The 23,850-nt window shown below is 62.3% G+C and carries 20 protein-coding genes; 14 read left to right on the forward strand and 6 right to left on the reverse strand.

From position 1 onward, the window contains the following. Nucleotides 1-181 precede the first annotated feature (181 nt). A complete protein-coding gene (locus FH061_RS00325) occupies nucleotides 182-1,465 on the forward strand; it encodes an EAL and HDOD domain-containing protein (protein WP_151631846.1) in 1,284 nt (427 codons plus the stop codon). A gap of 66 nt (nucleotides 1,466-1,531) precedes the next feature. Here the strand turns inward: FH061_RS00325 and metH are convergent, their stop codons facing one another. After that, the gene (gene metH, locus FH061_RS00330; RefSeq protein WP_151631848.1) at nucleotides 1,532-5,278 is read right to left on the reverse strand and encodes a methionine synthase; all 3,747 of its coding nucleotides are present in this window, start codon (nucleotides 5,276-5,278) and stop codon (nucleotides 1,532-1,534) included. A 313-nt stretch (nucleotides 5,279-5,591) separates the two neighbouring features. Here metH and FH061_RS00335 point away from each other — a divergent pair, with 313 nt between their 5' ends. Then, a complete protein-coding gene (locus FH061_RS00335) occupies nucleotides 5,592-6,230 on the forward strand; it encodes a cysteine hydrolase family protein (protein ID WP_151631850.1) in 639 nt (212 codons plus the stop codon). Between the two features lie 43 nt (nucleotides 6,231-6,273). Here FH061_RS00335 and fmt read toward each other — a convergent pair whose 3' ends face one another. Together fmt and def are read right to left on the reverse strand one after the other, a co-directional pair. Then, the gene (fmt, locus tag FH061_RS00340; RefSeq protein ID WP_151631852.1) at nucleotides 6,274-7,233 is read right to left on the reverse strand and encodes a methionyl-tRNA formyltransferase; all 960 of its coding nucleotides are present in this window, start codon (nucleotides 7,231-7,233) and stop codon (nucleotides 6,274-6,276) included. Between the two features lie 174 nt (nucleotides 7,234-7,407). Continuing rightward, nucleotides 7,408-7,941 carry a peptide deformylase gene (gene def, locus FH061_RS00345; RefSeq protein ID WP_151631854.1) on the reverse strand — a complete coding sequence of 178 codons (534 nt, stop codon included), beginning with the start codon at nucleotides 7,939-7,941 and terminating at the stop codon, nucleotides 7,408-7,410. 182 nt (nucleotides 7,942-8,123) lie between these two features. Here def and FH061_RS00350 point away from each other — a divergent pair, with 182 nt between their 5' ends. The 4 genes from FH061_RS00350 to FH061_RS00365 all read left to right on the forward strand — a co-directional run bounded on the left by FH061_RS00350 (nucleotide 8,124) and on the right by FH061_RS00365 (nucleotide 13,955). Next, the gene (locus FH061_RS00350) at nucleotides 8,124-9,233 is read left to right on the forward strand and encodes a LysM peptidoglycan-binding domain-containing protein (RefSeq protein WP_151631856.1); all 1,110 of its coding nucleotides are present in this window, start codon (nucleotides 8,124-8,126) and stop codon (nucleotides 9,231-9,233) included. 13 nt (nucleotides 9,234-9,246) lie between these two features. After that, on the forward strand, nucleotides 9,247-10,380 hold the full coding sequence (dprA, locus tag FH061_RS00355; RefSeq protein ID WP_192804829.1) for a DNA-processing protein DprA: 1,134 nt from the start codon (nucleotides 9,247-9,249) through the stop codon (nucleotides 10,378-10,380). A gap of 211 nt (nucleotides 10,381-10,591) precedes the next feature. Further along, nucleotides 10,592-11,068, forward strand: coding sequence for a DUF494 family protein (locus tag FH061_RS00360; protein ID WP_151631861.1), 477 nt, complete (start codon nucleotides 10,592-10,594; stop codon nucleotides 11,066-11,068). A 232-nt stretch (nucleotides 11,069-11,300) separates the two neighbouring features. Continuing rightward, complete coding sequence (locus tag FH061_RS00365) at nucleotides 11,301-13,955, forward strand: DNA topoisomerase III (RefSeq protein ID WP_151631863.1); 2,655 nt, start codon at nucleotides 11,301-11,303, stop codon at nucleotides 13,953-13,955. Between the two features lie 99 nt (nucleotides 13,956-14,054). On the opposite strand, the gene FH061_RS00370 is transcribed toward FH061_RS00365, so the two are convergent. After that, nucleotides 14,055-14,498 carry a GFA family protein gene (locus FH061_RS00370; protein WP_225984421.1) on the reverse strand — a complete coding sequence of 148 codons (444 nt, stop codon included), beginning with the start codon at nucleotides 14,496-14,498 and terminating at the stop codon, nucleotides 14,055-14,057. A 181-nt stretch (nucleotides 14,499-14,679) separates the two neighbouring features. Between FH061_RS00370 and FH061_RS00375 the strand changes: the two genes are divergently transcribed. Next, nucleotides 14,680-14,892: a glycine zipper 2TM domain-containing protein gene (locus tag FH061_RS00375; RefSeq protein ID WP_151631865.1), complete on the forward strand. Its 213-nt coding sequence runs from the start codon at nucleotides 14,680-14,682 to the stop codon at nucleotides 14,890-14,892. A gap of 359 nt (nucleotides 14,893-15,251) precedes the next feature. Beyond that, nucleotides 15,252-15,587 (forward strand): hypothetical protein, encoded by a 336-nt coding sequence (locus FH061_RS00380; protein ID WP_151631868.1) that lies wholly within the window; start codon nucleotides 15,252-15,254, stop codon nucleotides 15,585-15,587. 192 nt (nucleotides 15,588-15,779) lie between these two features. Here the strand turns inward: FH061_RS00380 and FH061_RS00385 are convergent, their stop codons facing one another. Then, entirely contained in the window at nucleotides 15,780-16,265 is a 486-nt protein-coding gene (locus FH061_RS00385; protein WP_151631870.1) for a methylated-DNA--[protein]-cysteine S-methyltransferase, read from the reverse strand. Nucleotides 16,266-16,268: 3 nt separating this feature from the next. Next, on the reverse strand, nucleotides 16,269-17,759 hold the full coding sequence (locus FH061_RS00390) for a DNA-3-methyladenine glycosylase 2 (protein ID WP_151631873.1): 1,491 nt from the start codon (nucleotides 17,757-17,759) through the stop codon (nucleotides 16,269-16,271). Between the two features lie 209 nt (nucleotides 17,760-17,968). On the opposite strand from FH061_RS00390, the gene FH061_RS00395 reads away from it, so the two are divergent. The 6 genes from FH061_RS00395 (at nucleotide 17,969) to FH061_RS00420 (ending at nucleotide 23,827) form a co-directional block, all read left to right on the forward strand. Then, nucleotides 17,969-19,141, forward strand: coding sequence for a substrate-binding domain-containing protein (locus FH061_RS00395; protein ID WP_151631875.1), 1,173 nt, complete (start codon nucleotides 17,969-17,971; stop codon nucleotides 19,139-19,141). A gap of 165 nt (nucleotides 19,142-19,306) precedes the next feature. Beyond that, on the forward strand, nucleotides 19,307-20,086 hold the full coding sequence (locus FH061_RS00400) for an ABC transporter ATP-binding protein (protein WP_151631877.1): 780 nt from the start codon (nucleotides 19,307-19,309) through the stop codon (nucleotides 20,084-20,086). Next, complete coding sequence (locus tag FH061_RS00405; RefSeq protein WP_151631879.1) at nucleotides 20,083-20,829, forward strand: ABC transporter ATP-binding protein; 747 nt, start codon at nucleotides 20,083-20,085, stop codon at nucleotides 20,827-20,829. Before FH061_RS00400 ends, FH061_RS00405 begins: the two co-directional genes overlap by 4 nt. A gap of 90 nt (nucleotides 20,830-20,919) precedes the next feature. Beyond that, complete coding sequence (locus FH061_RS00410) at nucleotides 20,920-21,921, forward strand: branched-chain amino acid ABC transporter permease (RefSeq protein ID WP_151632906.1); 1,002 nt, start codon at nucleotides 20,920-20,922, stop codon at nucleotides 21,919-21,921. Then, complete coding sequence (locus FH061_RS00415; RefSeq protein WP_151631881.1) at nucleotides 21,918-22,982, forward strand: branched-chain amino acid ABC transporter permease; 1,065 nt, start codon at nucleotides 21,918-21,920, stop codon at nucleotides 22,980-22,982. Before FH061_RS00410 ends, FH061_RS00415 begins: the two co-directional genes overlap by 4 nt. Next, nucleotides 22,979-23,827, forward strand: a complete 849-nt coding sequence (locus FH061_RS00420; protein WP_151631883.1) for an alpha/beta fold hydrolase — start codon at nucleotides 22,979-22,981, stop codon at nucleotides 23,825-23,827. The genes FH061_RS00415 and FH061_RS00420 overlap by 4 nt, the downstream gene beginning before the upstream one ends. Nucleotides 23,828-23,850: the final 23 nt, after the last annotated feature.

Below are 23,850 nucleotides of genomic sequence, written 5' to 3' on the forward strand. Positions count from 1 at the left end.
GGCTACCCAGCGACGGCTTTCCCAAGCGAAGTGCGAAGAGGCCGTATGCGTTGGCGCTTGACGTCCGTGACTGAAGTTCGTATCCGGATCACGGCGCTGACCCATACGACCTGTGCGCACTTCCCCGGCAGCAGGCTGGCCCAAAGCGCAATACGACTCCAGGAAGGCGAGACAACACGCGATGATTGCCACCCTCATGCCGAATGAAAATCCAGCGATTCCCTTGCGCGTCCGTGAATTTTTCCTCGCCCGCCAACCGATCCTCGACCGCAACCAATCCCTGGTAGCGTATGAACTCCTGTTCCGGAACGCCGCCAGCGGCCCGGCACGGGTAACCAGCGACCTTTCCGCGACCGCGTCGGTCATTGCCCACACGTCCCAGCTGGGAATGGAAAAAGTCGTCGGCGAGTCGCTCGGCTATATCAATGTCGATGCCGCAGTGCTGATGAGCGATATCTTCCAGTTCCTGCCGCGCGAAAAGGTGGTGCTGGAAATCGTGGAGACCCTGAAGGTCACGCCGGAAATCCTCGACCGCGTCGGACAGCTGGTCAAGGCCGGCTTCCGGTTTGCGCTGGACGATGTCATCACCGACGGCGACGATGTGCGCCAGCTGCTGCCGCTGGTCGAGATCGTCAAGTTCGATCTGCGCGACATGCCCTTGTCCGCCCTGCTCAAGCTGACTGCGCAATTCAAGGCCGCCGGCAAGAAGCTGCTTGCCGAGAAAGTCGAAACGCCCGAACAGTTCAAGACCTGCCTCGATCTCGGCTTTGATTATTTCCAGGGCTACTATTTCGCCAAGCCGGTGATCCTGAGCGGCAAGAAACTGTCGCCGTCGCAGCTTGCGATCATGCACCTGATGAACCAGATCCGTTCAGACGCCGACACTGCCGACATCGAAAGCAGCGTCAAGAAGGATGTCACCCTCTGCTTCAACCTGCTGAGGCTGGTGAATTCGCCAGCGATCGGGGCGGGGCGCCGCATCGACTCCGTCAGCCAGGCGCTCATGCTGCTGGGCCGCAATCAGCTGCAGCGGTGGCTGCAAATCATGCTGTATGCCGAACCATGCAAGAAGGGCCACAACATGACGCCCCTGCTGACGCTGGCGGCCACCCGCGGCAAGCTGCTCGAGCTGATTGCCCAGCAGGTCGATCCGCGCAACCGCGCGCTGGCGGATACGGCCTTCACCGTCGGCATCATGTCGCTGATGGATAGCCTGTTCAGCATACCGATGGCCCAGATCCTGGAACAGATATCTGTCGTCGACGAAGTCAGCAATGCCCTGCTGTACCGCACCGGCCCTTACGGGGAAATGCTGCGCCTGGCCGAACACATGGAGCGCGTGGAAGAAGCAGGTTCCATGCTGGATGACCTGATCCTTCGCTTCCAGCTGTCGGACCACGACCTCTACCATCTGCAGCTGTCCGCCTTCGAATGGGGCGACAACGTGGCCCGCAGCACCTGCTGAACCGATAGCTTGCTTTTGCGGAACCCGGGCATCCTGTTACGGACGCCCGGGTCTTTTCCGCCGACCTCAGGAAAGATTCGGCGCGAGCCAGCGTTCCAGGTCGTCCCTGCCAACGCCGCGCCGCTGCGCCATGTCTTCCACCTGGTCCTGGCCGATCTTGCCGACCACGAAGTATTTCGACTCCGGGTGGGCGAAGTAGAAGCCGGACACGGAAGCCCCGGGGAACATCGCGAACGACTCGGTGACCCGCATGCCGACCTCTTCCGCCTGCAGCACTTCGAACATGTCGGCCTTGACCGTGTGTTCCGGGCAGGCGGGATAGCCGGGCGCCGGGCGGATGCCGCGATACGCCTCCTTGATCAGTTCTTCATTGCTCAGCTTTTCCCCGGCCGCATAGCCCCACAGGTCCTTGCGCACCCGTTCATGCAGATGCTCGGCGAAGGCTTCGGCCAGGCGGTCGGCCAGCGACTTCAGCATGATGCTGCTGTAGTCGTCGTGCGCATCCTCGAAACGCTTTTCATGCTTCTCGATGCCGATGCCGGCGGTCACCGCGAACAGGCCGATGTAATCGGCAATGCCGGATGACTTGGGGGCGATGAAGTCGGCCAGGCACTGGTTCGGACGGGCGACGCCGTCGATCACCGGCTTGGCCGTCTGCTGGCGCAGGCCGTAGTAGGTGAAGGCGACCTTGGTGCGCGTCTCGTCGGTATAGACCTCGATGTCGTCGTCATTGACGGTGTTGGCCGGCAGCAGCGCGATCACGCCGTTGGCGGTCAGCCAGCGGCCCTCGATCAGCTTCTTCAGCATCGCCTGGCCTTCTTCATACACCTTGCTGGCCTGCTCGCCGACCACTTCATCCTTGAGGATGGCGGGGAACGGTCCGGCCAGGTCCCAGGTCTGGAAGAACGGGCCCCAGTCGATGTATTGCGCCAGCACCCCGAGGTCGACATTCTTGAACACCCGGCGGCCGATGAACTTCGGCTTGACCGGGGCGAATTCGAGCTTGGTCTTGTTCGCGCGCGCCTCGGCCAGCGTCACCATCGGCACCGCCTTCTTGTTGGCGTGCTGTTCGCGGATGCGCTCGTAATCGTTCTTGATGTCCTCGATATAGCGGTCGCGCTGCTCCTGCGTCAGCAGCGACTGCGCCACCGACACCGAGCGCGAGGCATCCGGCACATACACCACCGGGCCTTCATAGTTGGGTGCGATCTTGACCGCGGTATGCGCGCGGCTGGTGGTGGCGCCGCCGATCAGCAGCGGAATCTTCAGCATGCGGAAATGCTCGTCGCGCTGCATTTCCTTGGCGACGTAGGCCATTTCTTCCAGCGAGGGCGTGATCAGACCGGACAAGCCGATGATGTCGGCATTCTCGGCCTTGGCCTTGGCCAGGATTTCCGAGCACGGCACCATCACGCCCATGTTGACCACTTCGAAGTTGTTGCACTGCAGGACCACAGAGACGATGTTCTTGCCAATGTCGTGCACGTCGCCCTTGACGGTGGCGATGACGATCTTGCCCTTGGGCTTGGCGGCGATGCCGGTTTTCTCTTCTTCCAGCCGCTTTTCTTCCTCGATGAAGGGGATCAGGTGGGCGACCGCCTGCTTCATCACCCGCGCCGACTTGACCACCTGCGGCAGGAACATCTTGCCCTGCCCGAACAGGTCGCCGACGATGTTCATGCCATCCATCAGCGGGCCTTCGATCACATTGATCGGGCGGCCGCCGTTGGCCGCGACCTTGGCGCGCGCTTCCTCGGTGTCCTCGACGATCCATTGGGTGATGCCATGCACCAGCGCATGGGCCAGACGCCTCTCCACCGGCTCATTGCGCCATTCGAGGTTCTGCTCTTCCTTCTTGCCGCCGGCCTTGAGCGTGGCGGCGAATTCGATCATGCGTTCGGTGGCATCGTCGCGCCGGTTCAGCACCACGTCCTCGACCCGCTCGCGCAGCTCGGGAGCGAGTTCATCGTACACGCCGACCATGCCCGCATTGACGATGCCCATGGTGAGGCCTGCCTTGATGGCATGGTAGAGGAACACCGTATGGATCGCTTCGCGCGCCGGATCGTTGCCGCGGAAGCTGAAGCTCACGTTGGAGACGCCGCCGCTGATCTTCGCATGCGGCAGGTTCTCGCGGATCCAGCGCGTCGCATTGATGAAATCGACCGCATAGTTGTTGTGTTCCTCGATGCCGGTGGCGATAGCGAAGATGTTCGGATCGAAGATGATGTCTTCCGGCGGAAAGCCGACTTTTTCGGTCAGCAGCTTGTAGGCGCGGCTGCAGATTTCGATCTTGCGCTCGAAGGTATCGGCCTGCCCGGTTTCGTCAAAGGCCATGACGATGACGGCGGCGCCGTAGCGGCGGCACAGCTTGGCCTGGCGCAGGAATTCCTCCTCGCCTTCCTTCATCGAGATCGAGTTGACCACCGACTTGCCCTGCACGCATTTGAGTCCCGCTTCGATGACCGACCATTTCGACGAATCGATCATGATCGGCACGCGGGCGATGTCCGGCTCGGAAGCGATCAGGTTGAGGAAGCGGGTCATCGCGGCGACCGAATCGAGCATCGCCTCGTCCATGTTGATGTCGATGATCTGGGCGCCGTTTTCCACCTGCTGGCGGGCGACCGACAGGGCATCGTCATACTGCTCGTTGAGAATCATGCGAGCAAATGCCTTGGAGCCGGTGACATTGGTGCGCTCGCCGACGTTGACGAACAGGGAGCTTTCATCGATGACGAAGGGCTCGAGTCCCGACAGCTTCATCGTCGCATTCGATTCGGGCAGCTTGCGCGGCGCCAGCTTGCCGACCGCATCGGCGATGGCCTTGATGTGGGCCGGCGTGGTGCCGCAGCAGCCGCCAGCGATGTTGACGAAGCCGCTCTGGGCAAAGTCCTTGAGCAGCGACGAGGTGATGTCCGGCGTTTCATCGAAGCCGGTATCGGCCATCGGATTGGGCAGGCCGGCATTCGGATAGACGGAAACGAAGGCGTCGGCGATCTTGGACAGTTCCTCCGCGTAGGGCCGCATCAGCGCCGCGCCGAGCGCGCAGTTGAGTCCGACCGACAGCGGCCTGGCATGGCGCACCGAATGCCAGAACGCGGCGACCGTCTGCCCGGACAGGATGCGGCCGGACGCATCGGTGACGGTGCCGGAAATCATGATCGGCAGGCGCTTGCCGGTCTCTTCGAAGTAGGTGTCGATGGCGAACAGCGCCGCCTTGCAGTTGAGCGTATCGAAGATGGTTTCTACCAGCAGCACGTCGGCGCCGCCGTCAACCAGTCCGCGCGTCTGCTCGTGATAGGCCGCGACCAGCTGGTCGAAAGTGATGTTGCGGGCGGCCGGATCGTTGACGTCGGGCGAGATGGATGCGGTCTTGGGAGTCGGGCCGAGCGCGCCGGCGACGAAGCGCGGCTTGTCGGCGGTCGAATACTTGTCGCAGGCCGCGCGTGCCAGTTTGGCGGCGGCCACGTTCATTTCATAGGCGAGGTGACCGAGATGGTAGTCGTCCTGCGCGACGCTGGTCGCGCCGAAGGTGTTGGTTTCGATCAGGTCGGCGCCGGCGGCGAGATATTGCTCATGGATTTCGCTGATGATCTGCGGCTGGGTCAGCACCAGCAGGTCGTTGTTGCCCTTGATGAACAGTTCCTTGCCGGGCACCGAAAAGTCGGCGAAGCGCGTGCCGCGATAGTCTTCCTCGCTCAGCTTGTATTGCTGGATCATGGTGCCCATCGCGCCGTCGAGAATCAGGATGCGCTGGGACAGCAGATCGCGCAATAGCGCTTCGGTGGAGGAGATGGCGTCGCGTTTCATGGTTTCCCTTCAAAGCAAAAAACCCGGCCTGCAAAGCGGGACCGGGTTTGAAGTCCGCTTTAGCTGCATTTGTAACGGGACTGGACCCTGGCGCCCGCAAGCTGGGTTTTGACTTTTTCCAATCAAATCGGCGCCAAAAAATTATACGTGAAATCAATATCTTGAGTAAGCTGGAATCGCCGCCCGCCGGTCTGGCCGCGATGCGTTTCCCCGCAATTGTGCACGGATGGAACAAATCCTGTGCTTCGCCGCGGATATTTCCCGGCTTGGATATGGCATACGATGAGCTTCTGTTCAACCAGGAAAGCGTGCAATGTCCCATCCCACCATGCGCAGTATCGTTGGCGCACCCGCTGCCGGCCGGCTCGATGCCGCATCGACTGCGCTGCTCGTCATCGACTTCCAGCAGGAATACTTTGAAGGCGGCCGATTGCCGATCCCGCAGGGCCGCGCTGCGCTCGATCAGGCGAAGCAGCTGGTTTCCTTTGCCGACCGGCATGGAATCCGGGTGTTCCACATTCAGCATGCCGGCGCCAATGGCGGGGCGCTGTTCGCCGCCGATGGCGCGACGGTTGCCTTTCATCCGGATATCCTGCCGCAAGCGCGGCATGAACAGGTGCGAAAGACCACCGCGAGCAGCTTTGCCAGCACCGATCTGCATGCCCGGCTCCAGGCCGGCGGCATCAAGACGCTCATCCTGTGCGGGCTGATGACCCACATGTGCGTTTCCACGACGGCGCGCGACGCCAGGCCGCTCGGATATCAGGTCATCGTCGCTGGCGATGCCTGCGCCACGCGCGACATCGAAGCCTGGGACGGCGGCATCATCACCCACGCGGAACTGCACCGCGCGGCGTTGACGGAAATCAGTGACAGTTTTGGCGAGATCCTGCGCACCGCGGATATCCTTGCGCTACCCGTTGCTCCGGCGCAAGGTTCCAGGGCAGCCTGATTCTGGCTGAATCCGGCTGATCGGCCCGGCGGGTTCACCAGGCTCAGCGGAAGCGCCCTCCCTCCAGCGGAAAGCCTTTCAGGAATTCGGCGGCGGGCAGGCGCTTGCTGCCCGGCTTCTGAAGCTCCCGGATACGCAATGCTCCGCTGCCGCAGGCAACGATCACGCCATCCTGCGGGCTTGCCGCGAGCACCTTGCCGGGCTCTGCATCGGGAGCGGATTCCAGCAGATCGGCGCGCCAGAACTTGACCGGGATGTCATTGAAATGCGCGACAGCGCCGGGAAAGGGATTGAAGGCGCGTATTTTCCGATGCAGCACCGCGGCCGCCTGGCTCAGATCCAGCGCTCCTTCTTCCTTCGCGATCTTGGCGGCATAAGTCACGCCGGCATCCGGCTGCGGCGTTGCCGGCGGCAGACTGCCCTGCTGCTTCAGCCGAGTCATGATGTCGACGATCATCCTGCCTCCCATCTCGGCCAGCCGGTCATGCAAGTCGCCGGTGGTCATGTCGCCATCGATCGGCATGCGCTCCATGGCCAGCATCGGCCCGGTATCGAGCCCCTCTTCCATCTGCATGATGGTGATGCCCGTCTCCGCATCACCGGATTCGACAGCCCGGTGGATCGGCGCCGCGCCGCGCCAGCGCGGCAGCAGCGACGCATGGATGTTGATGCAGCCATGGCGGGGAATATCCAGCACGCTGCGCGGCAGGATCAGGCCATAGGCCGCGACCACCATCACGTCGTGCGGCGTGGAATGCAGCAGGGAATGCGCGTCTTTGGCAACATCGGGATACTTGCCATCCAGACGCAGGGAGACAGGCTGCGCCACCGGAATGCCGTGCGCCGCTGCGAACTGCTTGACGGGCGACGCCTGCATCTGCATGCCACGTCCGGCCGGCCGGTCGGGCTGGGTCAGGACGAGCGGAATGTCGAAGCCTGCGGCATGCAGGGTCTGCAGCGCGGTGGCTGCGAATTCGGGCGTGCCGGCGTATATGATTTTCATGGGCGGAAGGAAGGACAATTACGGGGCCGTCACTGCCGCAGCCGGTCCGGCGGCGACAGGCGTCGAATTCCATCGAGGAAGACCGGCAGGCTGAACATCAGAGCATGCCTCCACTCCTGCGGTCATGAGACAGCAAGGTGCCGCTCTACGCGGCGCCGATTGGCACCGGGAGAATCAGCGCGCGGCGACTTTTTTCTTGTCGCGACTGAGCTCTCGCTCTTCTTTCAGAAGCTTGGTCTTGATGCGGTTGCGCTTGAGCGGAGACAGGTACTCGACGAATACCTTTCCCTTGAGATGATCCATCTCATGCTGGATGCAAACCGCAAGCAGGCCGTCCGCCTCGACTTCAAAGGACTTGCCTTCCAGATCGAGGGCGCGCACCTTCACGCGCGAAGGCCGTTCCACGCCGTCGTAGATGCCAGGCACCGACAGGCAGCCCTCGTCATAGACCTGCCGGTCTTCGCTCGCCCAGACGATCTCGGGGTTGATGAACACCCGCAGTTCATTATGGGTGTCGGAAGTATCGATGACGATCACCTGCTCATGGACGTCGACCTGCGTCGCCGCCAGACCGACGCCCGGCGCGTCGTACATCGTCTCGGCCATGTCGGCCGCAAGCTTTTTCAGGCGTTCGTCGAATACCGTCACGGGCTTGGCGACCTTGTGAAGGCGTGGATCGGGGTAACGCAAAATATTCAGTAGGGACATACGGCTTTTGTGCAACAGCTCCCGTTGCCGGAAGTGTCGATTCTCTTGCTAGTTCAAGGATTTATGTGCAGAATTTGATTCAATTTGGCAAGTTATGGCCAAGAAACCGTTTCCAGCTTGGCAACATGCCGTGGCAAATACAGAACAAGAAGAAACCACGCCACATTTCATTGGATCGATCTATGAAAAAGTTTAGCACAGCAGCTCTTCTCCTAGCGTTCGCATCGGCCTCGGCCGCGAACGCGGCCGAGGAAACAACGACTTCCCCGCGCTGTGCTTTCCTGCAGAATGCGCCGGACCAGCACACCGTCGTGCGCGGCGATACCCTCTGGGACATTTCCGGCAAGTTCCTTCAGCATCCCTGGTGCTGGCCGCAGGTCTGGGGCATGAATCGTGACCAGATCCGCAATCCCCACTGGATTTACCCCGGCCAGATCGTCTATTTCGATCGTGCCTCGGGCAAGCTGCGCCTCGGCAGCCCGGTCGGCCAGGACAATGCCGGCGGCGTACCGACGGTGCGCCTGTCGCCGCAGCTTCGCACCGAAGGTATTGGCCAGGATGCCGTTCCCGCCATCCCCTCCGGCGTCATCGAACCCTTCCTTTCGCAGCCGCTGGTGGTGGCGGAGGATGAACTGAAAGATGCGCCGCGCATCATGGCAACCGAAGAGAGCCGCGTGATCCTTGGCAAAAATGACAAGGCCTTCGTTCGCGGCGACCTCAAATCCGGCACGTCCTTCCAGGTATTCCGCCCCGGCACGCCTCTCAGGGATCCGGTCAGCCGCCAGGTCATCGGCTACGAAGCAGCCTATCTCGGTACCGTCAAGCTGGAACGACCGGCACAGGCGCCCAATGAAGCGCATGTCTTCCGCGTCGTCACCGTGAAGGAAGAAATGGGCGTCGGCGACCGGCTGATGCCGATGCCTCCCGTCCCTATCCTGAACTACGTACCGCATCCGCCGGAAAAGACTGTCGATGCCCGCATCGTTTCCGTATATGGGGGCGTTTCGCAGGCTGGCCAGAACCAGATCGTGACGGTCAACCGCGGCAGCAAGGACGGCATTGACCTCGGCACGGTGCTTGAGCTTTACCGCTTTGGCCAGATCGTGCCGGACCGCACCGAGAAGGGCTCCTTCTTCTCGGTCGGTTCATGGGGAAAACCCAAGGTGAAACTGCCGGACAACCAGTACGGCAACCTGTTCATCTTCAGAGTATTCGACAACATTTCCTATGGCCTGGTCATGCAGGTGACCGATACGGTCCAGATCGGCGATGTGGCCAAGTCGCCGGAATGATTCCCTGCCCGCCATGCTGTCATCTTTACAGGCACAGGAACTGGCGCACTGGATCAGGCTGGTAGAGACGCCTGGCGTCGGCAATCAGACCGGCCGCAAGCTGCTCGCGGCATTCGGCTTGCCGCAACATGTCTTCGAAGCGGATTTCGATGCGTTGGCGCAATGTGCGACGCCCCGTGTCGCCGATGCGCTGCTGACTCCGGTGACGGTCAGCCTGCAAACGCAGATCGACAAGACACTGGACTGGGCAGGCAAGCCGGACAATCATGTCCTGACCCTGGCGGATCCCTGCTATCCCCAGGCGCTCCTGGACATTACGGATCCTCCGCTGCTGCTGTACGCAAAAGGCCGTACCGCACTGTTGAATGCGCCGTCCATTGCGGTTGTCGGCAGCAGGAATGCCACGACTCAAGGCATTATCAATGCCGAAAAATTTTCCGAAACACTCAGCCAGTCCGGACTGACCATCATTTCGGGGCTGGCGTTGGGCATCGATACGGCGGCCCATCAAGGCGGTTTGCGCGGCAAGGGATCGACCGTGGCCGTCATTGGAACGGGTGCCGACATCGTGTATCCGGCACGCAATCGCGAACTCGCCCATCGCATTGCCGACACGGGCTGCATCCTTAGCGAGTACATGCTGGGCACTGCGGCGGTCGCGGCCAATTTTCCGCGCCGCAATAGAATTATTTCGGGGCTTGCGCAAGGCGTGCTTGTGGTCGAAGCCGCCGCACGATCAGGCTCATTGATTACCGCGCGCATGGCAGGCGACCAGGGCCGGGAAGTTTTCGCGATTCCGGGATCAATCCACTCGCCCCTGTCCAAGGGATGCCATCTTCTGATCCGGCAAGGTGCAAAGCTGGTCGAATCCGCGCAGGACATTGTCGAGGAACTGGCGCATTTCCAGTCGCCCGCCCCGCAGGCAAGCAGGCCCATGGCCGCGGTCCCGGCACATTCCGAGCCTGTCGTGGCGGAGACATGCTCGGTGCTTACGGCTCTGGGCTTTGATCCTGTGCATATAGACATGCTCGCGGAACGTTGCTCCCTGGACATTGCAGAGCTGCAATCAATCTTGTTGAAACATGAATTGGATGGCATGATCGAGATGCTTCCTGGAAGCATCGTCCGGCGGGTCGCAACATCCTGAAACCAAAAACCCGCTGTCGGCATTTCCGGATTTCGGATATGCTTGGAACGCAAGACTGCAATATTTATTTGTACTGTCACTGGCATGGCACCTCTTTTCCTTGCTTTTTCGGTGTCGATTTGCAAGAAAAGATGATCACGAGAGTGTCATTTATTCGCAACCAGGTCCTGGCGCGCAGCAGGCGCCGCGGCCTTAACGGTACAGTGAAATCATGTTCGACGTTCTCGTTTATCTCTACGAAACCTATTACCGTCCGGAGGCGTGCCCCGACTCGGAGGCACTCGTCAAGAAACTCTCGGCTGTCGGTTTCGACGAAGAAGAAATTTCCAAGGCACTGGGCTGGCTGACAGACCTTGCCGAAACCACCCACGACTTTTCCGACCGCTATCCGCAGCAGACCGCCTTTTCCTTCGGCATGCGCATCTATGCCCCCCAGGAACTGGATATTCTGGGAACGGAAACGGTGGGCTTCCTGCAATTTCTCGAATCGGCCAAGGTGATCGATTCCATCCAGCGCGAAATCATTATCGAGCGCGCGCTTGCGGCAAGCGATTCTCAGGTGTCGCTCGACAAGATCAAGGTGATCGTCCTGATGGTGTTGTGGAGCCAGGGCAAGGAGCCGGACGGCCTGATCTTCGACGAACTGTTTTCCGACGACGAAGACTCCGAACCGCGCCTGTTGCACTAAGATTCGTTACCTTCCTGTCAGCAGCGGCCCGCAGTTATCGAAGTGTCAAGCTTTCGAGCGGCGGGTTCCGCTTTTCTCCTCGCTTGCGGATTCTCCCGCAACGCGCTTATCATTGGCCGCTAAATCACCGGATAAGTTGTTATATTAGTAGGGATTGCTTTTGCGCAATTCCGTTCCGGCTGCCATTCATGCATGACTGCGCGCCTGTCCGCGCCACTTTCGAGACGACTTTATGACCAAGACCCTCATCATCGCAGAGAAGCCCTCTGTCGCGAACGATATCGCGAAGGCGCTCGGCGGCTTCACAAAGCACGATGAGTACTTCGAATCCAACGAGTATGTGCTTTCGTCGGCTGTCGGCCACCTGGTCGAGATCGGCGTGCCTGAGGAATACGACGTCAAGCGCGGCAAATGGACATTCACCCATCTGCCGATGATTCCGCCGCATTTCGCGCTCAATCCCATCGCCAAGACGGAATCGCGCCTGAAGGTACTGACCCGGCTCATCAAGCGCAAGGATGTCAGCGGCCTGATCAACGCATGCGACGCGGGCCGTGAGGGCGAACTGATCTTCCGGCTGATCGCCCAGTATGCAAAGGCCAAGCAGCCGATCAGGCGGCTCTGGCTGCAATCGATGACGCCCGGCGCCATCCGCGACGGTTTTTCCCGGCTGCGCGAAGACCAGGAAATGCTGCCGCTGGCGGATGCGGCCCGCTGCCGCAGCGAAGCCGACTGGCTGATCGGCATCAACGGCACGCGCGCGATGACCGCCTTCAATTCGAAGGAGGGCGGCTTCTACCTGACCACCGTCGGCCGGGTGCAGACGCCGACGCTGTCGATCGTGGTCGAGCGCGAAGAGAAGATCAAGAGTTTCGTGCCGCGCGACTATTGGGAAGTGCGCGCCGAATTCATCTGCGCGGCCGGCATTTATGAAGGCCGCTGGCTCGACACCAAATTCAAGAAGGACGAAACCGATCCGGAAAAGAAGGCGGAACGCCTGTGGAGCAAGGCGGCGGCGGAATCCATCGTTGCCGCCTGCCGCGGCAAGCAGGGCACGGTCACCGAAGAATCGAAGCCGGCGACGCAGATCGCTCCGGCGCTGTTCGACCTGACCAGCCTGCAGCGCGAAGCGAATGCCCGTTTCGGCTTTTCGGCCAAGAACACGCTCGGACTGGCCCAGGCGCTGTACGAAAAGCACAAGGTGCTGACCTATCCGCGTACCGACTCTCGTCACCTGCCGGAAGACTATATCAATACGGTACGGCAGACGCTGGAAGTGGTTGCCGAAAACCATAACTACCAGCAGTTCGCATCGCAGATCCTGAACAAGAACTGGGTCAAGCCGAACAAGCGCATCTTCGACAACAGCAAGATCAGCGACCACTTCGCGATCATCCCGACGACGCAGGCGCCGAAGAATCTCTCCGAACCGGAACAGAAGCTGTACGACCTGGTGACCCGCCGTTTCATGGCGGTGTTCTTCCCGGCGGCGGAATTCCTCGTCACCACCCGCTATACGGAAGTCTCGGGCCATCAGTTCAAGACCGAAGGCAAGGTGATGACCAATCCCGGCTGGCTGGCGATCTACGGCCGGGAAGCGGCCAATGAGGACGACAAGGAAAATGCGGGCACCCTGGTGCCGGTGGCCAAGGGCGAGAAGGTGCAGACGGAGAAGGTGACCGCCAATGGCCTGGTCACGAAACCGCCCGCACGCTATTCGGAAGCCACGCTGCTGTCGGCCATGGAAGGCGCCGGCAAGCTGGTCGACGATGAGGAGCTGCGCGAAGCGATGGCCGGCAAGGGGCTGGGTACGCCGGCGACGCGGGCGGCCATCATCGAAGGCCTGCTGAATGAAAAATACCTGCTGCGCGAAGGCCGCGAAATCATTCCTACCGCCAAGGCATTCCAGCTGATGACTCTGCTGCGCGGCCTCGGCGTCAATGAACTGACGGCCCCGGAGCTGACCGGCGAATGGGAATACAAGCTGTCGCAGATGGAGCGCGGCCGGATCAGCCGCGAGGAATTCATGCGCGAAATCGCGCAGATGACGCAGATCATCGTCAAGCGCGCGAAGGAATACAACAACGACACCATTCCGGGCGACTATGCGACGCTGAACACGCCCTGCCCCAACTGCGGCGGCGTGGTGAAGGAAAACTATCGCCGCTTCGCCTGCACCAAGTGCGAATTCTCGATGAGCAAGATTCCCGGCAGCCGCCAGTTCGAAATCGCGGAAGTGGAGGAATTGCTGCAGAAGCGCGAGATCGGTCCGCTGCAGGGATTCCGTTCGAAGATGGGCCGTCCCTTCGCCGCCATTCTGAAGATCGTGCGCGACGAAGACATCAACAACTTCAAGCTGGAATTCGACTTCGGCCAGAACCAGGATGAAGGCGAGGATGGCGAAGGCGTCGACTTCTCGGAACAGACGCCGCTCGGCGCCTGCCCGAAGTGCAACAGCGGCGTCTACGAGATGGGACTGGCCTATGTCTGCGAAAAGACGGTTGCCAAGCCCAAGGCATGCGACTTCCGCAGCGGACGCATCATCCTGCAGCAGGAAATCCTGCCCGAGCAGATGGCCAAGCTGCTCAATGACGGCAAGACCGATCTGCTGCCCGGCTTCATCTCGCAGCGCACGCGTCGTCCCTTCAAGGCTTACCTGGTGAAGGACAAGAACGGCAAGGTGAGCTTTGAATTCGAGGAACGCAAGGGCAAGGCGCCTGCCAAGGGCAAGGCCGAAGACAAGGACGATGCGGTAGCGGAGGCGCCGAAGAAGGCGGCCTCGGCGAAAACGGTGGCAGCCAAGTCCGCAGCGACAAAGACTGCTGCGGCCAAGCCTGCCGTCAAGAAAACCGTCGCCCGGAAAGCCACGGCCAAGAAAGCGGCCTGATCACATCAGCCTTTTCTGCTGCGCACCCGAACGGCCTCTGTCACACGGAGGCCGTTTTTCATTGGAAGCGAATGAAGCGGCGATGTGTGTGCCCGTCATTCATTCGGATGCGCTGGCGCGCCCGGGTTCATGCGTATCGTAATGCGGCAGGTTGTCGCTGATTGTCGCCCATGCCGGCAGATCGAGGGTGAAGATGTGGGCTGCGGGTGTGGCCTCCACTTCGGAGTCCAGGCTGCCCATGCGCAGCCTGAGCGTCGCCGGCTCCGCATCGCGGCGCGAGTAGAGCGGCGTGCCGCAGGTGCGGCAGAAGGCCCGTTTCTTCCCGGGCGACGATTCATATTCCTGAATCAGCTCCTCGCCCTGCGTCCATTGGAATTTTTCCTTCTCCACCGGCGCGGCGATCACGCCGGAGCCGCCTTGCGCCTTGCGGCAGTCACTGCAGTGACAGATGGTGATGGTGCCGAATGCGCCGGCGTACTCGTAACGTACTCCGCCGCACATGCAGCTTCCCTGCATCATGGTGTTCTCCTCTTGGTCAGTCATTCGGGAATCCGAACTGCCCTGTTCCAACCGTGCCGCACGCATTCTTCACGGAAACCGTGCTGGAACTCCTGTCAAGCCATGGCAGTCGAACAATTGCAATTTCACTATCGTTGCATTCATCAAGCAACTCCATTGGAAGTTGTCGAGATACGCAACCTAACCCAATTCACCGGAGGATATTATGAAACAACGTCTATTGATTTCGATGATCAGTGCCGTCGCGCTTGCTTCGACATTGACCGCATGCGGCACTCCTTCACGTACCACGGTCGGCACAGGCGCGGGCGCAGTCCTGGGCGGTGCGGCCGGCCATGCCGTCAGCGGAGGCAGCACGCTAGGCACGATCGGCGGCGCTGCGGTGGGCGGCGTCGTTGGCAACCAGATCAGCAAGTAAGCATCGCAGCTTATCGAAGGCTATATCATCCGCTTGCATGAATGCGGTCAGGAAATCGGCATTGTCCGCATTCATGCATGTCTCGCCCTGTCGTCTGCCCAACCCTTCAAACGCCCCCCCTGCCGCACCTCATTCCGTGTCCTGCTCCTGAGAACATTGATCTATCTCTTATCCGGTACGCCAGGAAGACCAATCTCACGATCATGCAAAGCAATGCGGCTTGACACTACGGTGTAACCAAATGCATCGGTCGGAACTTTCGCTTATTGAAAGATTCTCACACTCGCAGCATGCAATTTTGGCATGACAATATCTGCCACATGTTTCCGACTATCGACGATTCCTTAAGGAGAACTCTCATGATGAAGTGGACAATTCCTCTCGTATGCGCAATGGTACTGAGCGCATGCGGCACCTCCGGCATGAATTCCAGCACCCGATCCACTAGCAGCTCTCCAAGCGCCACCAGCGGCTCAGGCAGCTATGGCACAAGCGGCACCTCCGGCTCTTCCAGCACCACTGGTGCTACAGGCGCAAGCAGCTCGATGGGTAATGCTGCAGGTGGCAGCGCAATGGGCTCCGGCTCGACACGCGACCCCGGCACGGGCGCAGGCGCCACAGGCAGCTCCGGCACCGGCATGGGTACCGGCACCGGCTCGACAGGCGGCGCAGGCTCCGGCTCCAGCGGCAAGTAAGCACGAGGTCGGCACGACTCTCATTCAAGGCGGGATGCGTGCATCCCGCCTTGTCCCCTTCTGAACTTCTGAAGACCACCCGCACTTCTTCCCCTATCTTCCCGCGTCTTCGTGTCTTCCATCCCTACGTTTTCACGCCTCGCCGGCTACGCCTGCAAGGCGTGATACCGCGCCACACCTTCGCCGTGGCGGTCATTCCCGCATGAGGCGGCTCTCGAGATCAAGCAGATAACGCTTGCGCGGCAAGCCGCCTGCAAATCCCGACAGTCCTCCGGAAGCTCCCAGCACCCGATGGCAGGGAACGATGATGGAAATCGGATTCCTGCCGATTGCGGTACCGGTGGCGCGTATCGCATTCGGCCTGGCGATACGTTCGGCAATGGCCGCATACGTGGTGGTCGTGCCGAAGCGCAGCGAACGCAAGGCATCCCACACCGCCTGCTGGAAAGGCGTGCCCGACGCATCAAGCGGCAGATTAAAGGAAAGGCGCTCGCCGCGGAAGTACTCTTCCAGCTGCCGCACCGCCTCCGCAAGATGCGGATGCGCGCCGTCGCGCCGCCAGTCTCCCGGACCCGAAAAATACTTGTGCTCTTCAAAGTAGAGGCCGGAGATGCCGCGTGCGCTGGCAGCCAGCAGAAGCCTGCCGAGCGGGCTGTCGTATTCGGTATAGCTGATCATCGTTTATCCCATCCATAGTGCAAGTGCCGCATAACCGCGCCACGGCGACCAGTCGGCGGCGCGGGCGTCCAGCTGTTTTTCGGTCAGGCGCCCGCCATCGCCGGCAGCCGCTTTCTGCAGGCCGAGATCGCCGGCGGGAAAGGCGTCCGGAAAGCGAAGCGCTCGCAGTGCGATGTAGTGCGCCGTCCAGTCGCCGATGCCGCGCACGCTCCTGAGTCGCGTGACGCTTTCGGCCAGCGTCAGGCCGGGGCGCATCTGCATTCCTCCCTCGGCGGCAAAGCGCGCCAGATTGAGAATGGTCTGCGCTCTGGCCTGCGGCAAGCCGATGGCGGCAATGTCGGCCACGTTTGCCTCGGCCAATACGGCCGGCAGCGGGAAATGATGCGTGATCCGGCCGAAGGGCGTGGCAGTGGCGACACCGAAACGCTGGACCAGGCGGCCCGACAAGGTAGTGGCGCCGGCCACGCTGACCTGCTGGCCGAGTACGGCGCGTATGCCAAGTTCGAAGGCATCGAAGGCGCCCGGCACGCGCAGTCCCGGCATTCTTTCCAACCTTTCGCTCAGCAGCGCATCGCGGCCGAGATGGCCGACGATCACGGCGGGATTCGCATCAAGGTCGAACAGCGCGCGCACCCTTGCCACCAGCGGCATCAGCACACCCGCCAGCGACGGCGCCACTTCCAGTTCCAGCTGCGACCGCTCGGGCCGGTGCGATATGCTCAGCCAGCCATGGCATCCATCGAGGCGGACGCTGCGCGCATAGCAGCCGCCATTGCCTTCCCCGGTCTGCACCTGCTCCACGCCGGCAATGGCGCGATGCGACAGATAGGACAGCATGCGCGTCCAGTCGAGCGGCGGCCGGTAGGCAAGGCGCAAGGTCAGCGCACCGGGCGCGGCCGATGCCTTTCCTTCGCCGGCGCGCCGGATATCGCCGGGCGCAATGCCGTAGCGCTGCGCGAACAGGGCATTGAAACGGCGCACGCTGCCGAAGCCGGCGGCAAAGGCGACATCGGCCATCGGCAGCCGGGTTTCCTGCAGCAGCTTCTTGGCGAACAGCAGGCGCTGCGTCTGCGCCAGCTCGACCGGAGTCACGCCGAAATGCTGCATCAGCACGCGCCGCAACTGGCGCGACGACAAGCCGACCTCGTCCGCCAGCCGCTCGACGTTGCCGTCATTGAGCGCGCCTCCCGCGATGCGCTGCCAGACCGCATGCGCCAGGTTTTCCTGCAAGGCATACGGCGCCAGTTCGGGACGGCAGCGCAGGCAGGGACGGAAGCCGGCCGCCTCGGCCGCGGCGGCGCTGCTGAAGAAGCGGCAGGACGACAGGCGCGGCGTCTTCACGGTGCAGACCGGCCGGCAGTAAATACCGGTGGTGGTGACGCCGGTAAAGAACACGCCGTCGAAGCGCGTGTCCTTGGCGCTCAGCGCCCGATAGCAGCTGTCGCTGTCGAGGCCGCGCAGGCTGTCATGAAGGGGAATGTCCAGGGTGTCCATAGCGACGTTATACGCGCGGGCAGGTAGAGCGTCTAGCCGTTTTCGGACACCATCCGGGATGCCCGAATGTGGCATCCCGGGTAGCATCCGGGCCGATCGTATTTCTACTACTTTCCCTTGCACACCGGTTTGGAGTAATCTGGGCGCAACCGGACTTGCGCCCGTACGGATGCCAGCTTCCGGGCATAGAAAACTACAAAGGACGAGACATGAGACTTCACCTGATCGCAGCGGCCGCTGCGCTCTGCTGCACCACAGCAATCCACGCCAAAGACATCAAGATCGCCCACGTCTACGACAAGACCGGCCCGCTGGAAGCCTATGCGAAACAGACGCAGATCGGCCTGATGATGGGCCTCGACTACGCCACCGGCGGCACCATGACCGTCAACGGCAACAAGCTGGTGGTGATCGAAAAGGATACCCAGGGCAAGCCCGACGTCGCCAAGTCGCAGCTGTCGGCCGCCTATGCCGACGACAAGGCCGATATCGCGGTCGGTCCCACCGGCTCCGGCGTGGCGCTGGCAATGCTGCCGATTGCCGAGGAATACAAGAAGATCCTGCTGGTCGAGCCGGCGGTCGCCGATGCCATCACCGGCGACAAGTGGAACCGCTACATCTTCCGCACCGGCCGCAATTCCTCGCAGGATGCGATCTCCAACGCGGTGGCGCTGGACAAGGAAGGCACCACCGTCGCCACCCTGGCGCAGGACTATGCCTTCGGCCGCGACGGCGTGAAGGCCTTCAAGGAAGCGCTGAAGAAAGCCAAGGTGGTGCATGAGGAATATCTGCCCACCAACACCACCGACTTCACCGCCGGCGCCCAGCGCCTGTTCGATTCGCTCAAGGACAAGCCGGGCCGCAAGGTGATCTTCATCATCTGGGCCGGCGCCGGCAATCCGTTCAAGATCGCCAACCTCGATCCGAAACGCTACGGCATCGAGATCGCCACCGGCGGCAACATCCTGCCGGCGATGGCCTCCTACAAGAACTTCCCCGGCATGGAAGGCGCGACCTACTACTACTTCGGCATTCCGAAGAATCCGGTCAACAACTGGCTGGTGTCCGAGCATTACAAGCGCTACAAGAACCCGCCCGACTTCTTTACCGCCGGCGGCATGTCGGCAGGCATCGCGCTGGTGGAAGCGCTGAAGAAAACCGGCGGCGACACCAATACCGAAAAGCTGATCACCGCGATGGAAGGCATGAGCTTCGAATCGCCGAAGGGCAAGATGACCTTCCGCAAGGAAGACCACCAGGCGCTGCAGTCGATGTATCACTTCAAGATCAAGGTCGATCCCGCATTCCCGTGGGGCGTGCCCGACCTGGTGCGCGAGATCAAGATCGAGGACATGGATATTCCGGTCAGGAACAAGCGCTGATTCCAGCGCACGGAAGCTGCCTGAAGACTTGAGGGGTGCAGGAAAAAGCAGGATGCCGCCCGCCCTGCTTTTTCTCCGCGCCCTCATGCCGTCCGCCTCCATGCCGCCCGCCTTCATGCTGTCTGCCGGCGGCGGATGCCTTGTTTCGACTTTGCGGAGAACTGCATGCCCGCGCATCAAGCCTCATCCCTGGAAACCCGCGATCTCACGATACGCTTCGGCGGCCATGTCGCCGTCAACGCGGTGTCGTGCGCTTTCGCCCCCGGCACGCTGACCGCCATCGTCGGTCCCAACGGCGCCGGCAAGACCACTTACTTCAACCTGATCTCCGGCCAGCTCAAGGCCAGCGCGGGACAGGTGCTGCTCAATGGCCGCGACATTACCGCCCACTCCGTATCGGCCCGCACCCATGCCGGACTGGGACGCGCATTCCAGCTCACCAGCCTGTTTCCCAACCTGAGCGTGATGGAAAACGTGCGGCTGGCGCTGCAGTCGCGGCGCCAGGTCGGTCTCGACATGTGGAACGTATGGAGCCATCACCGCGCGCTGATCGAACGCGCTGAACAGCTTCTGGAAAGCGTGGCGCTGTCGGCCAAGCGCGACGTGCAGGCGGCGGCGCTGCCGCACGGCGACCAGCGCAAGCTGGAAGTCGCCCTGCTGATGGCGCTCGATCCGGAGGTCTACATGTTCGACGAGCCGACCGCCGGCATGAGCGTCGATGAAGTGCCGGTCATTCTCGACCTGATCCGCGCTCTCAAGGCGCGCGGCGACAAGACCATTTTGCTGGTCGAACACAAGATGGATGTGGTGCGCGAACTCGCCGACCGCATCATCGTGCTGCACAACGGCACCCTGATGGCCGACGGCGATCCGGACACCGTGATCGCCTCGCCGGTGGTGCAGCAAGCCTATCTCGGCCTGGCGCCGGTGGAGGAAGCCGCATGACTGCGCAATCGCAAGCGTTACTGACACTCGAAGGCGTGCACACCCACATCGGCGCCTATCACATCCTGCACGGCGTCGACCTGGAAGTGCCGCGCGGGCAGCTGACGATGCTGCTCGGCCGCAACGGCGCCGGCAAGACCACCACGCTGCGCACCATCATGGGCCTGTGGCAGGCGTCGCAGGGCCGCATCGGCTTCGACGGCCGCGACATCACCGCCAAAAGCACGCCCGACATCTCGCAGTCCGGCATCGCCTACGTGCCGGAAAACATGGGCATCTTCGCCGACCTGTCGGTGAAGGAGAACATGCTGCTCGCCGCGCGTTCGGCGCGCAGCGTCGATGACATCGACAGCAGGCGCCTCGACTGGATCTTCACGCTGTTCCCGGCGATGAAGACATTCTGGCTGCATCCTGCCGGCAAGCTGTCCGGAGGACAGAAGCAGATGCTGGCGGTGTCGCGCGCCATCGTCGAGCCGCGCAAGCTGCTGCTGATCGACGAGCCGAGCAAGGGACTTGCGCCGGCCATCATCGCCAACATGATCGCCGCCCTCCGCGAACTCAAGCAGACCGACACCACCATCCTGCTGGTCGAGCAGAACTTCAACTTCGCCAGGCAGCTCGGCGATACCGTCGCGGTGATGGATGACGGCAGGATCGTGCACACCGGCCTGATGGCGGAACTGGCCGAGGATGAAGCGCTGCAGACGCGCCTGCTCGGCCTGTCGCTGGCGGCGCACCATTAAGGATTTTCCATGGAACAGACTCCGACTCTCAACACCACCGCCCCGGACGGATCATCCGGCCAGACCGGGGCGGATGCGGCACAGTCGGCAATGCAGCCGACTGCATTGCCGGTGACGCGCCAGATCGACTGGGCGCCGCTGGCGCTGGTCCCTGCCCTGGCGCTGGCTGCGTTGCCGTTCATCGGCTCCATGCCGACCTGGGTGACGCTCACGGCGGCCGGCCTGGCGATGGGCATGATCATCTTCATCATCGCTTCCGGCCTGACGCTGATCTTCGGCCTGATGGACGTGCTCAACTTCGGCCATGGCGTCTTCATCGCGCTCGGCGCCTTCGTCGCGGTGTCGGTGATGGGGGCGCTGCCCGACTGGACCGGTGCCGACAGCCTGCTGCTAAATCTCGGCGCGCTGGCGGCGGCGATGCTGGCGGCCATGGTCGTGGCCGGCGTGCTCGGCGCGGTGTTCGAACGGGTGCTGGTGCGGGTCGTCTATGGCCAGCACCTGAAGCAGATCCTGATCACCATGGGCGGCATGGTGGTCGGCGAGGAACTGATCAAGGTGATCTGGGGCCCGGCGCAGATTCCGCTGCCGCTGCCGGCCGCGCTGCGCGGTTCGGTGCTGATCGGCGATGCGGCGATCGAGAAGTACCGGCTGATCGCCGTCGTCGTCGGCCTTGCGGTCTTCGCGGCGCTGGTGCTGGTCCTGAACCGCACCAAGCTCGGCCTGCTGATCCGCGCCGGCGTGCAGGACCGCGAGATGGTGGAAAGCCTCGGCTACCGCATCCGCCGCCTGTTCGTCGGCGTCTTCATCGCCGGTTCCGCTTTGGCCGGCCTGGGCGGCGTGATGTGGGGCCTGTACCAGCAGAACGTGATTCCGCAGATGGGCGCGCAGGTCAACGTGCTGATCTTCATCGTCATCATCATCGGCGGCCTCGGCTCCACCGGCGGCTGCTTCCTCGGCGCGCTGCTGGTGGGCCTGCTGGCCAACTACACCGGCTTCCTCGCGCCCAAGGTGGCGCTCTTTTCCAACATCCTCCTGATGGTCGCCATCCTGTTGTGGCGTCCGCAGGGCGTTTATCCGGTGACCAGCAGATGATCGGCCGACTCCTCTCCCATGACCTGCCGCGCAGCCGCGTGCTGGCGGTAATCCTCACCCTGATCGTGCTCGGCCTGGCATTCGCGCCCTTCCTGTTCCCGGGCGCGAAGTCGCTCAACGTCGCGGCCAAGATCCTGATCTTCATCGTGCTCGTCGCCAGCTACGACCTGCTGCTCGGCTATACCGGCATCGTCTCGTTCGCGCATACGATGTTCTTCGGCATCGGCGCCTACGGCATTGCCATCGCCAGCACGCGGCTCGGCGCCGGCTGGACCAGCCTGGCCATCGGCGCATTCGCCGCGGTGGCGCTGTCGCTGCTGCTGTCGCTGGTGATCGGGCTGTTCTCGCTGCGGGTGCGGGCGATCTTCTACGCGATGATCACGCTGGCGGTGGCCTCGGCCTTCCAGACGCTCGCCTCGCAGCTGTCGGAAATCACCGGCGGCGAGGACGGCCTGAACTTCCGCCTGCCGGAAGTGCTCGCGCCTTCGTTCCAGCTCAGCGAGAATCCGTTTCTCGGCGTCTCGCTCGACGGCCGGCTGATCACCTACTACCTGGTGTTCCTGGTCGCCGCGCTGCTGTTCCTGGCCATGCTGCGCATCGTCAACTCGCCTTTCGGCCGGGTGCTGCAGGCGATCCGCGAGAACGATTTCCGCGCCGAAGCGATCGGCTACCGCACCGTGGTGTTCCGCACCTGGTCGAACGTGCTGGCGGCGGTGTTCGCCACGCTGGCCGGCTGCCTGCTTGCCATCTGGCTGCGCTACAACGGACCGGATACTTCGCTGTCGTTCGAGATCATGATCGACATCCTGCTGATCGTGGTGATCGGCGGCATGGGCACGATGTACGGCGCGATCTTCGGCGCCACCGTGTTCGTGCTGGCGCAAAGCTATCTGCAGGATCTGATGGGGCTGGCTTCCGGCGCGGCGCAATCGGTGCCGCTGCTGTCGGCGCTGCTGTCGCCCGACCGCTGGCTGTTGTGGCTGGGCATCCTGTTCATCCTGTCGGTCTATTTCTTTCCGACAGGGCTGGTCGGCAAGCTGCGCAGCAGGAGCGGCGCATGATGGCCCAGCCTGCGCCGTCATCCCATTACCTGCGCTGCTGCGACCGGGAAATCCACTATGCCGAATGGGGCAGCCGGGGCCGGCCGCCGGTCATCATGTGGCATGGCCTGGCGCGTACCGGGCGCGATTTCGATGACCTCGCCGAAGCGCTGGCCGACCGCTACCACATCATCTGTCCCGATACCCTCGGGCGCGGCTTTTCGCAATGGAGCCCGGACCCGGACAACGAGTACTGCCTCGCCTTCTATGCGCGCATCGCGCGCGAACTGGTCGATCTGCTCGGCTTCGATAGCGTGCGCTGGGTCGGCACCTCGATGGGCGGCGCCACCGGCACCGTCGCCGCCGCCACCACGCTGCAGGGCCGCATCAGTCATCTGGTGCTCAATGACAACGGCCCGGCCCTGGCCGATGCGGCCATAGAAAGAATCAAGGCGTATGCCGGCAATCCGCCGCAGTTCGCGACGATGCGGGAATTCGAACAATTCCTGCGCACCGTCTACAAGCCCTACGGCTGGCAGAGCGATGCGCAGTGGCGCCGCATGGCCGAGACATCCGCGCGGCGCATGCCCAACGGGAAAATCACGCCGCACTACGACCCGGCGATGGTGCGCCAGTTCTTCGTGCATCCGGACGACTATGCGCTCTGGGATTTCTACGACATGCTGACCATGCCGACGCTGGTGATGCGCGGCATCGATTCCGACCTGCTGCTGCAGGAGACCGCGGAGGAAATGACACGGCGAGGCCCCTGCGCCGAACTCGCGGTGATTCCGGGCTGCGGCCATGCGCCGGCGCTCAACGTGCCGGAACAGATCGATCTGATCCGCGACTTCCTGCAGCGCTGAAAAGGTCTCGGCCGGGGTGCGGC

The organism is Noviherbaspirillum aerium, from assembly GCF_008929045.1.
In the GTDB taxonomy this organism is placed as follows: domain Bacteria; phylum Pseudomonadota; class Gammaproteobacteria; order Burkholderiales; family Burkholderiaceae_D; genus Noviherbaspirillum; species Noviherbaspirillum aerium.

Excerpts from the sequence above, each read along its gene's own strand:
- FH061_RS00390 (WP_151631873.1), bottom strand. The coding sequence starts at position 17,759 with ATGGACACCCTGGACATTCCCCTTCATGACAGCCTGCGCGGCCTCGAC.
- FH061_RS00420 (WP_151631883.1), top strand. The coding sequence starts at position 22,979 with ATGATGGCCCAGCCTGCGCCGTCATCCCATTACCTGCGCTGCTGCGAC.
- FH061_RS00400 (WP_151631877.1), top strand. The coding sequence starts at position 19,307 with ATGCCCGCGCATCAAGCCTCATCCCTGGAAACCCGCGATCTCACGATA.
- FH061_RS00365 (WP_151631863.1), top strand. The coding sequence starts at position 11,301 with ATGACCAAGACCCTCATCATCGCAGAGAAGCCCTCTGTCGCGAACGAT.
- FH061_RS00415 (WP_151631881.1), top strand. The coding sequence starts at position 21,918 with ATGATCGGCCGACTCCTCTCCCATGACCTGCCGCGCAGCCGCGTGCTG.
- FH061_RS00325 (WP_151631846.1), top strand. The coding sequence starts at position 182 with ATGATTGCCACCCTCATGCCGAATGAAAATCCAGCGATTCCCTTGCGC.
- FH061_RS00360 (WP_151631861.1), top strand. The coding sequence starts at position 10,592 with ATGTTCGACGTTCTCGTTTATCTCTACGAAACCTATTACCGTCCGGAG.
- FH061_RS00350 (WP_151631856.1), top strand. The coding sequence starts at position 8,124 with ATGAAAAAGTTTAGCACAGCAGCTCTTCTCCTAGCGTTCGCATCGGCC.
- FH061_RS00405 (WP_151631879.1), top strand. The coding sequence starts at position 20,083 with ATGACTGCGCAATCGCAAGCGTTACTGACACTCGAAGGCGTGCACACC.
- FH061_RS00375 (WP_151631865.1), top strand. The coding sequence starts at position 14,680 with ATGAAACAACGTCTATTGATTTCGATGATCAGTGCCGTCGCGCTTGCT.
- FH061_RS00370 (WP_225984421.1), bottom strand. The coding sequence starts at position 14,498 with ATGACTGACCAAGAGGAGAACACCATGATGCAGGGAAGCTGCATGTGC.
- FH061_RS00335 (WP_151631850.1), top strand. The coding sequence starts at position 5,592 with ATGTCCCATCCCACCATGCGCAGTATCGTTGGCGCACCCGCTGCCGGC.
- FH061_RS00380 (WP_151631868.1), top strand. The coding sequence starts at position 15,252 with ATGATGAAGTGGACAATTCCTCTCGTATGCGCAATGGTACTGAGCGCA.
- def (WP_151631854.1), bottom strand. The coding sequence starts at position 7,941 with ATGTCCCTACTGAATATTTTGCGTTACCCCGATCCACGCCTTCACAAG.
- FH061_RS00385 (WP_151631870.1), bottom strand. The coding sequence starts at position 16,265 with ATGATCAGCTATACCGAATACGACAGCCCGCTCGGCAGGCTTCTGCTG.
- metH (WP_151631848.1), bottom strand. The coding sequence starts at position 5,278 with ATGAAACGCGACGCCATCTCCTCCACCGAAGCGCTATTGCGCGATCTG.
- FH061_RS00395 (WP_151631875.1), top strand. The coding sequence starts at position 17,969 with ATGAGACTTCACCTGATCGCAGCGGCCGCTGCGCTCTGCTGCACCACA.
- dprA (WP_192804829.1), top strand. The coding sequence starts at position 9,247 with ATGCTGTCATCTTTACAGGCACAGGAACTGGCGCACTGGATCAGGCTG.
- FH061_RS00410 (WP_151632906.1), top strand. The coding sequence starts at position 20,920 with ATGCAGCCGACTGCATTGCCGGTGACGCGCCAGATCGACTGGGCGCCG.
- fmt (WP_151631852.1), bottom strand. The coding sequence starts at position 7,233 with ATGAAAATCATATACGCCGGCACGCCCGAATTCGCAGCCACCGCGCTG.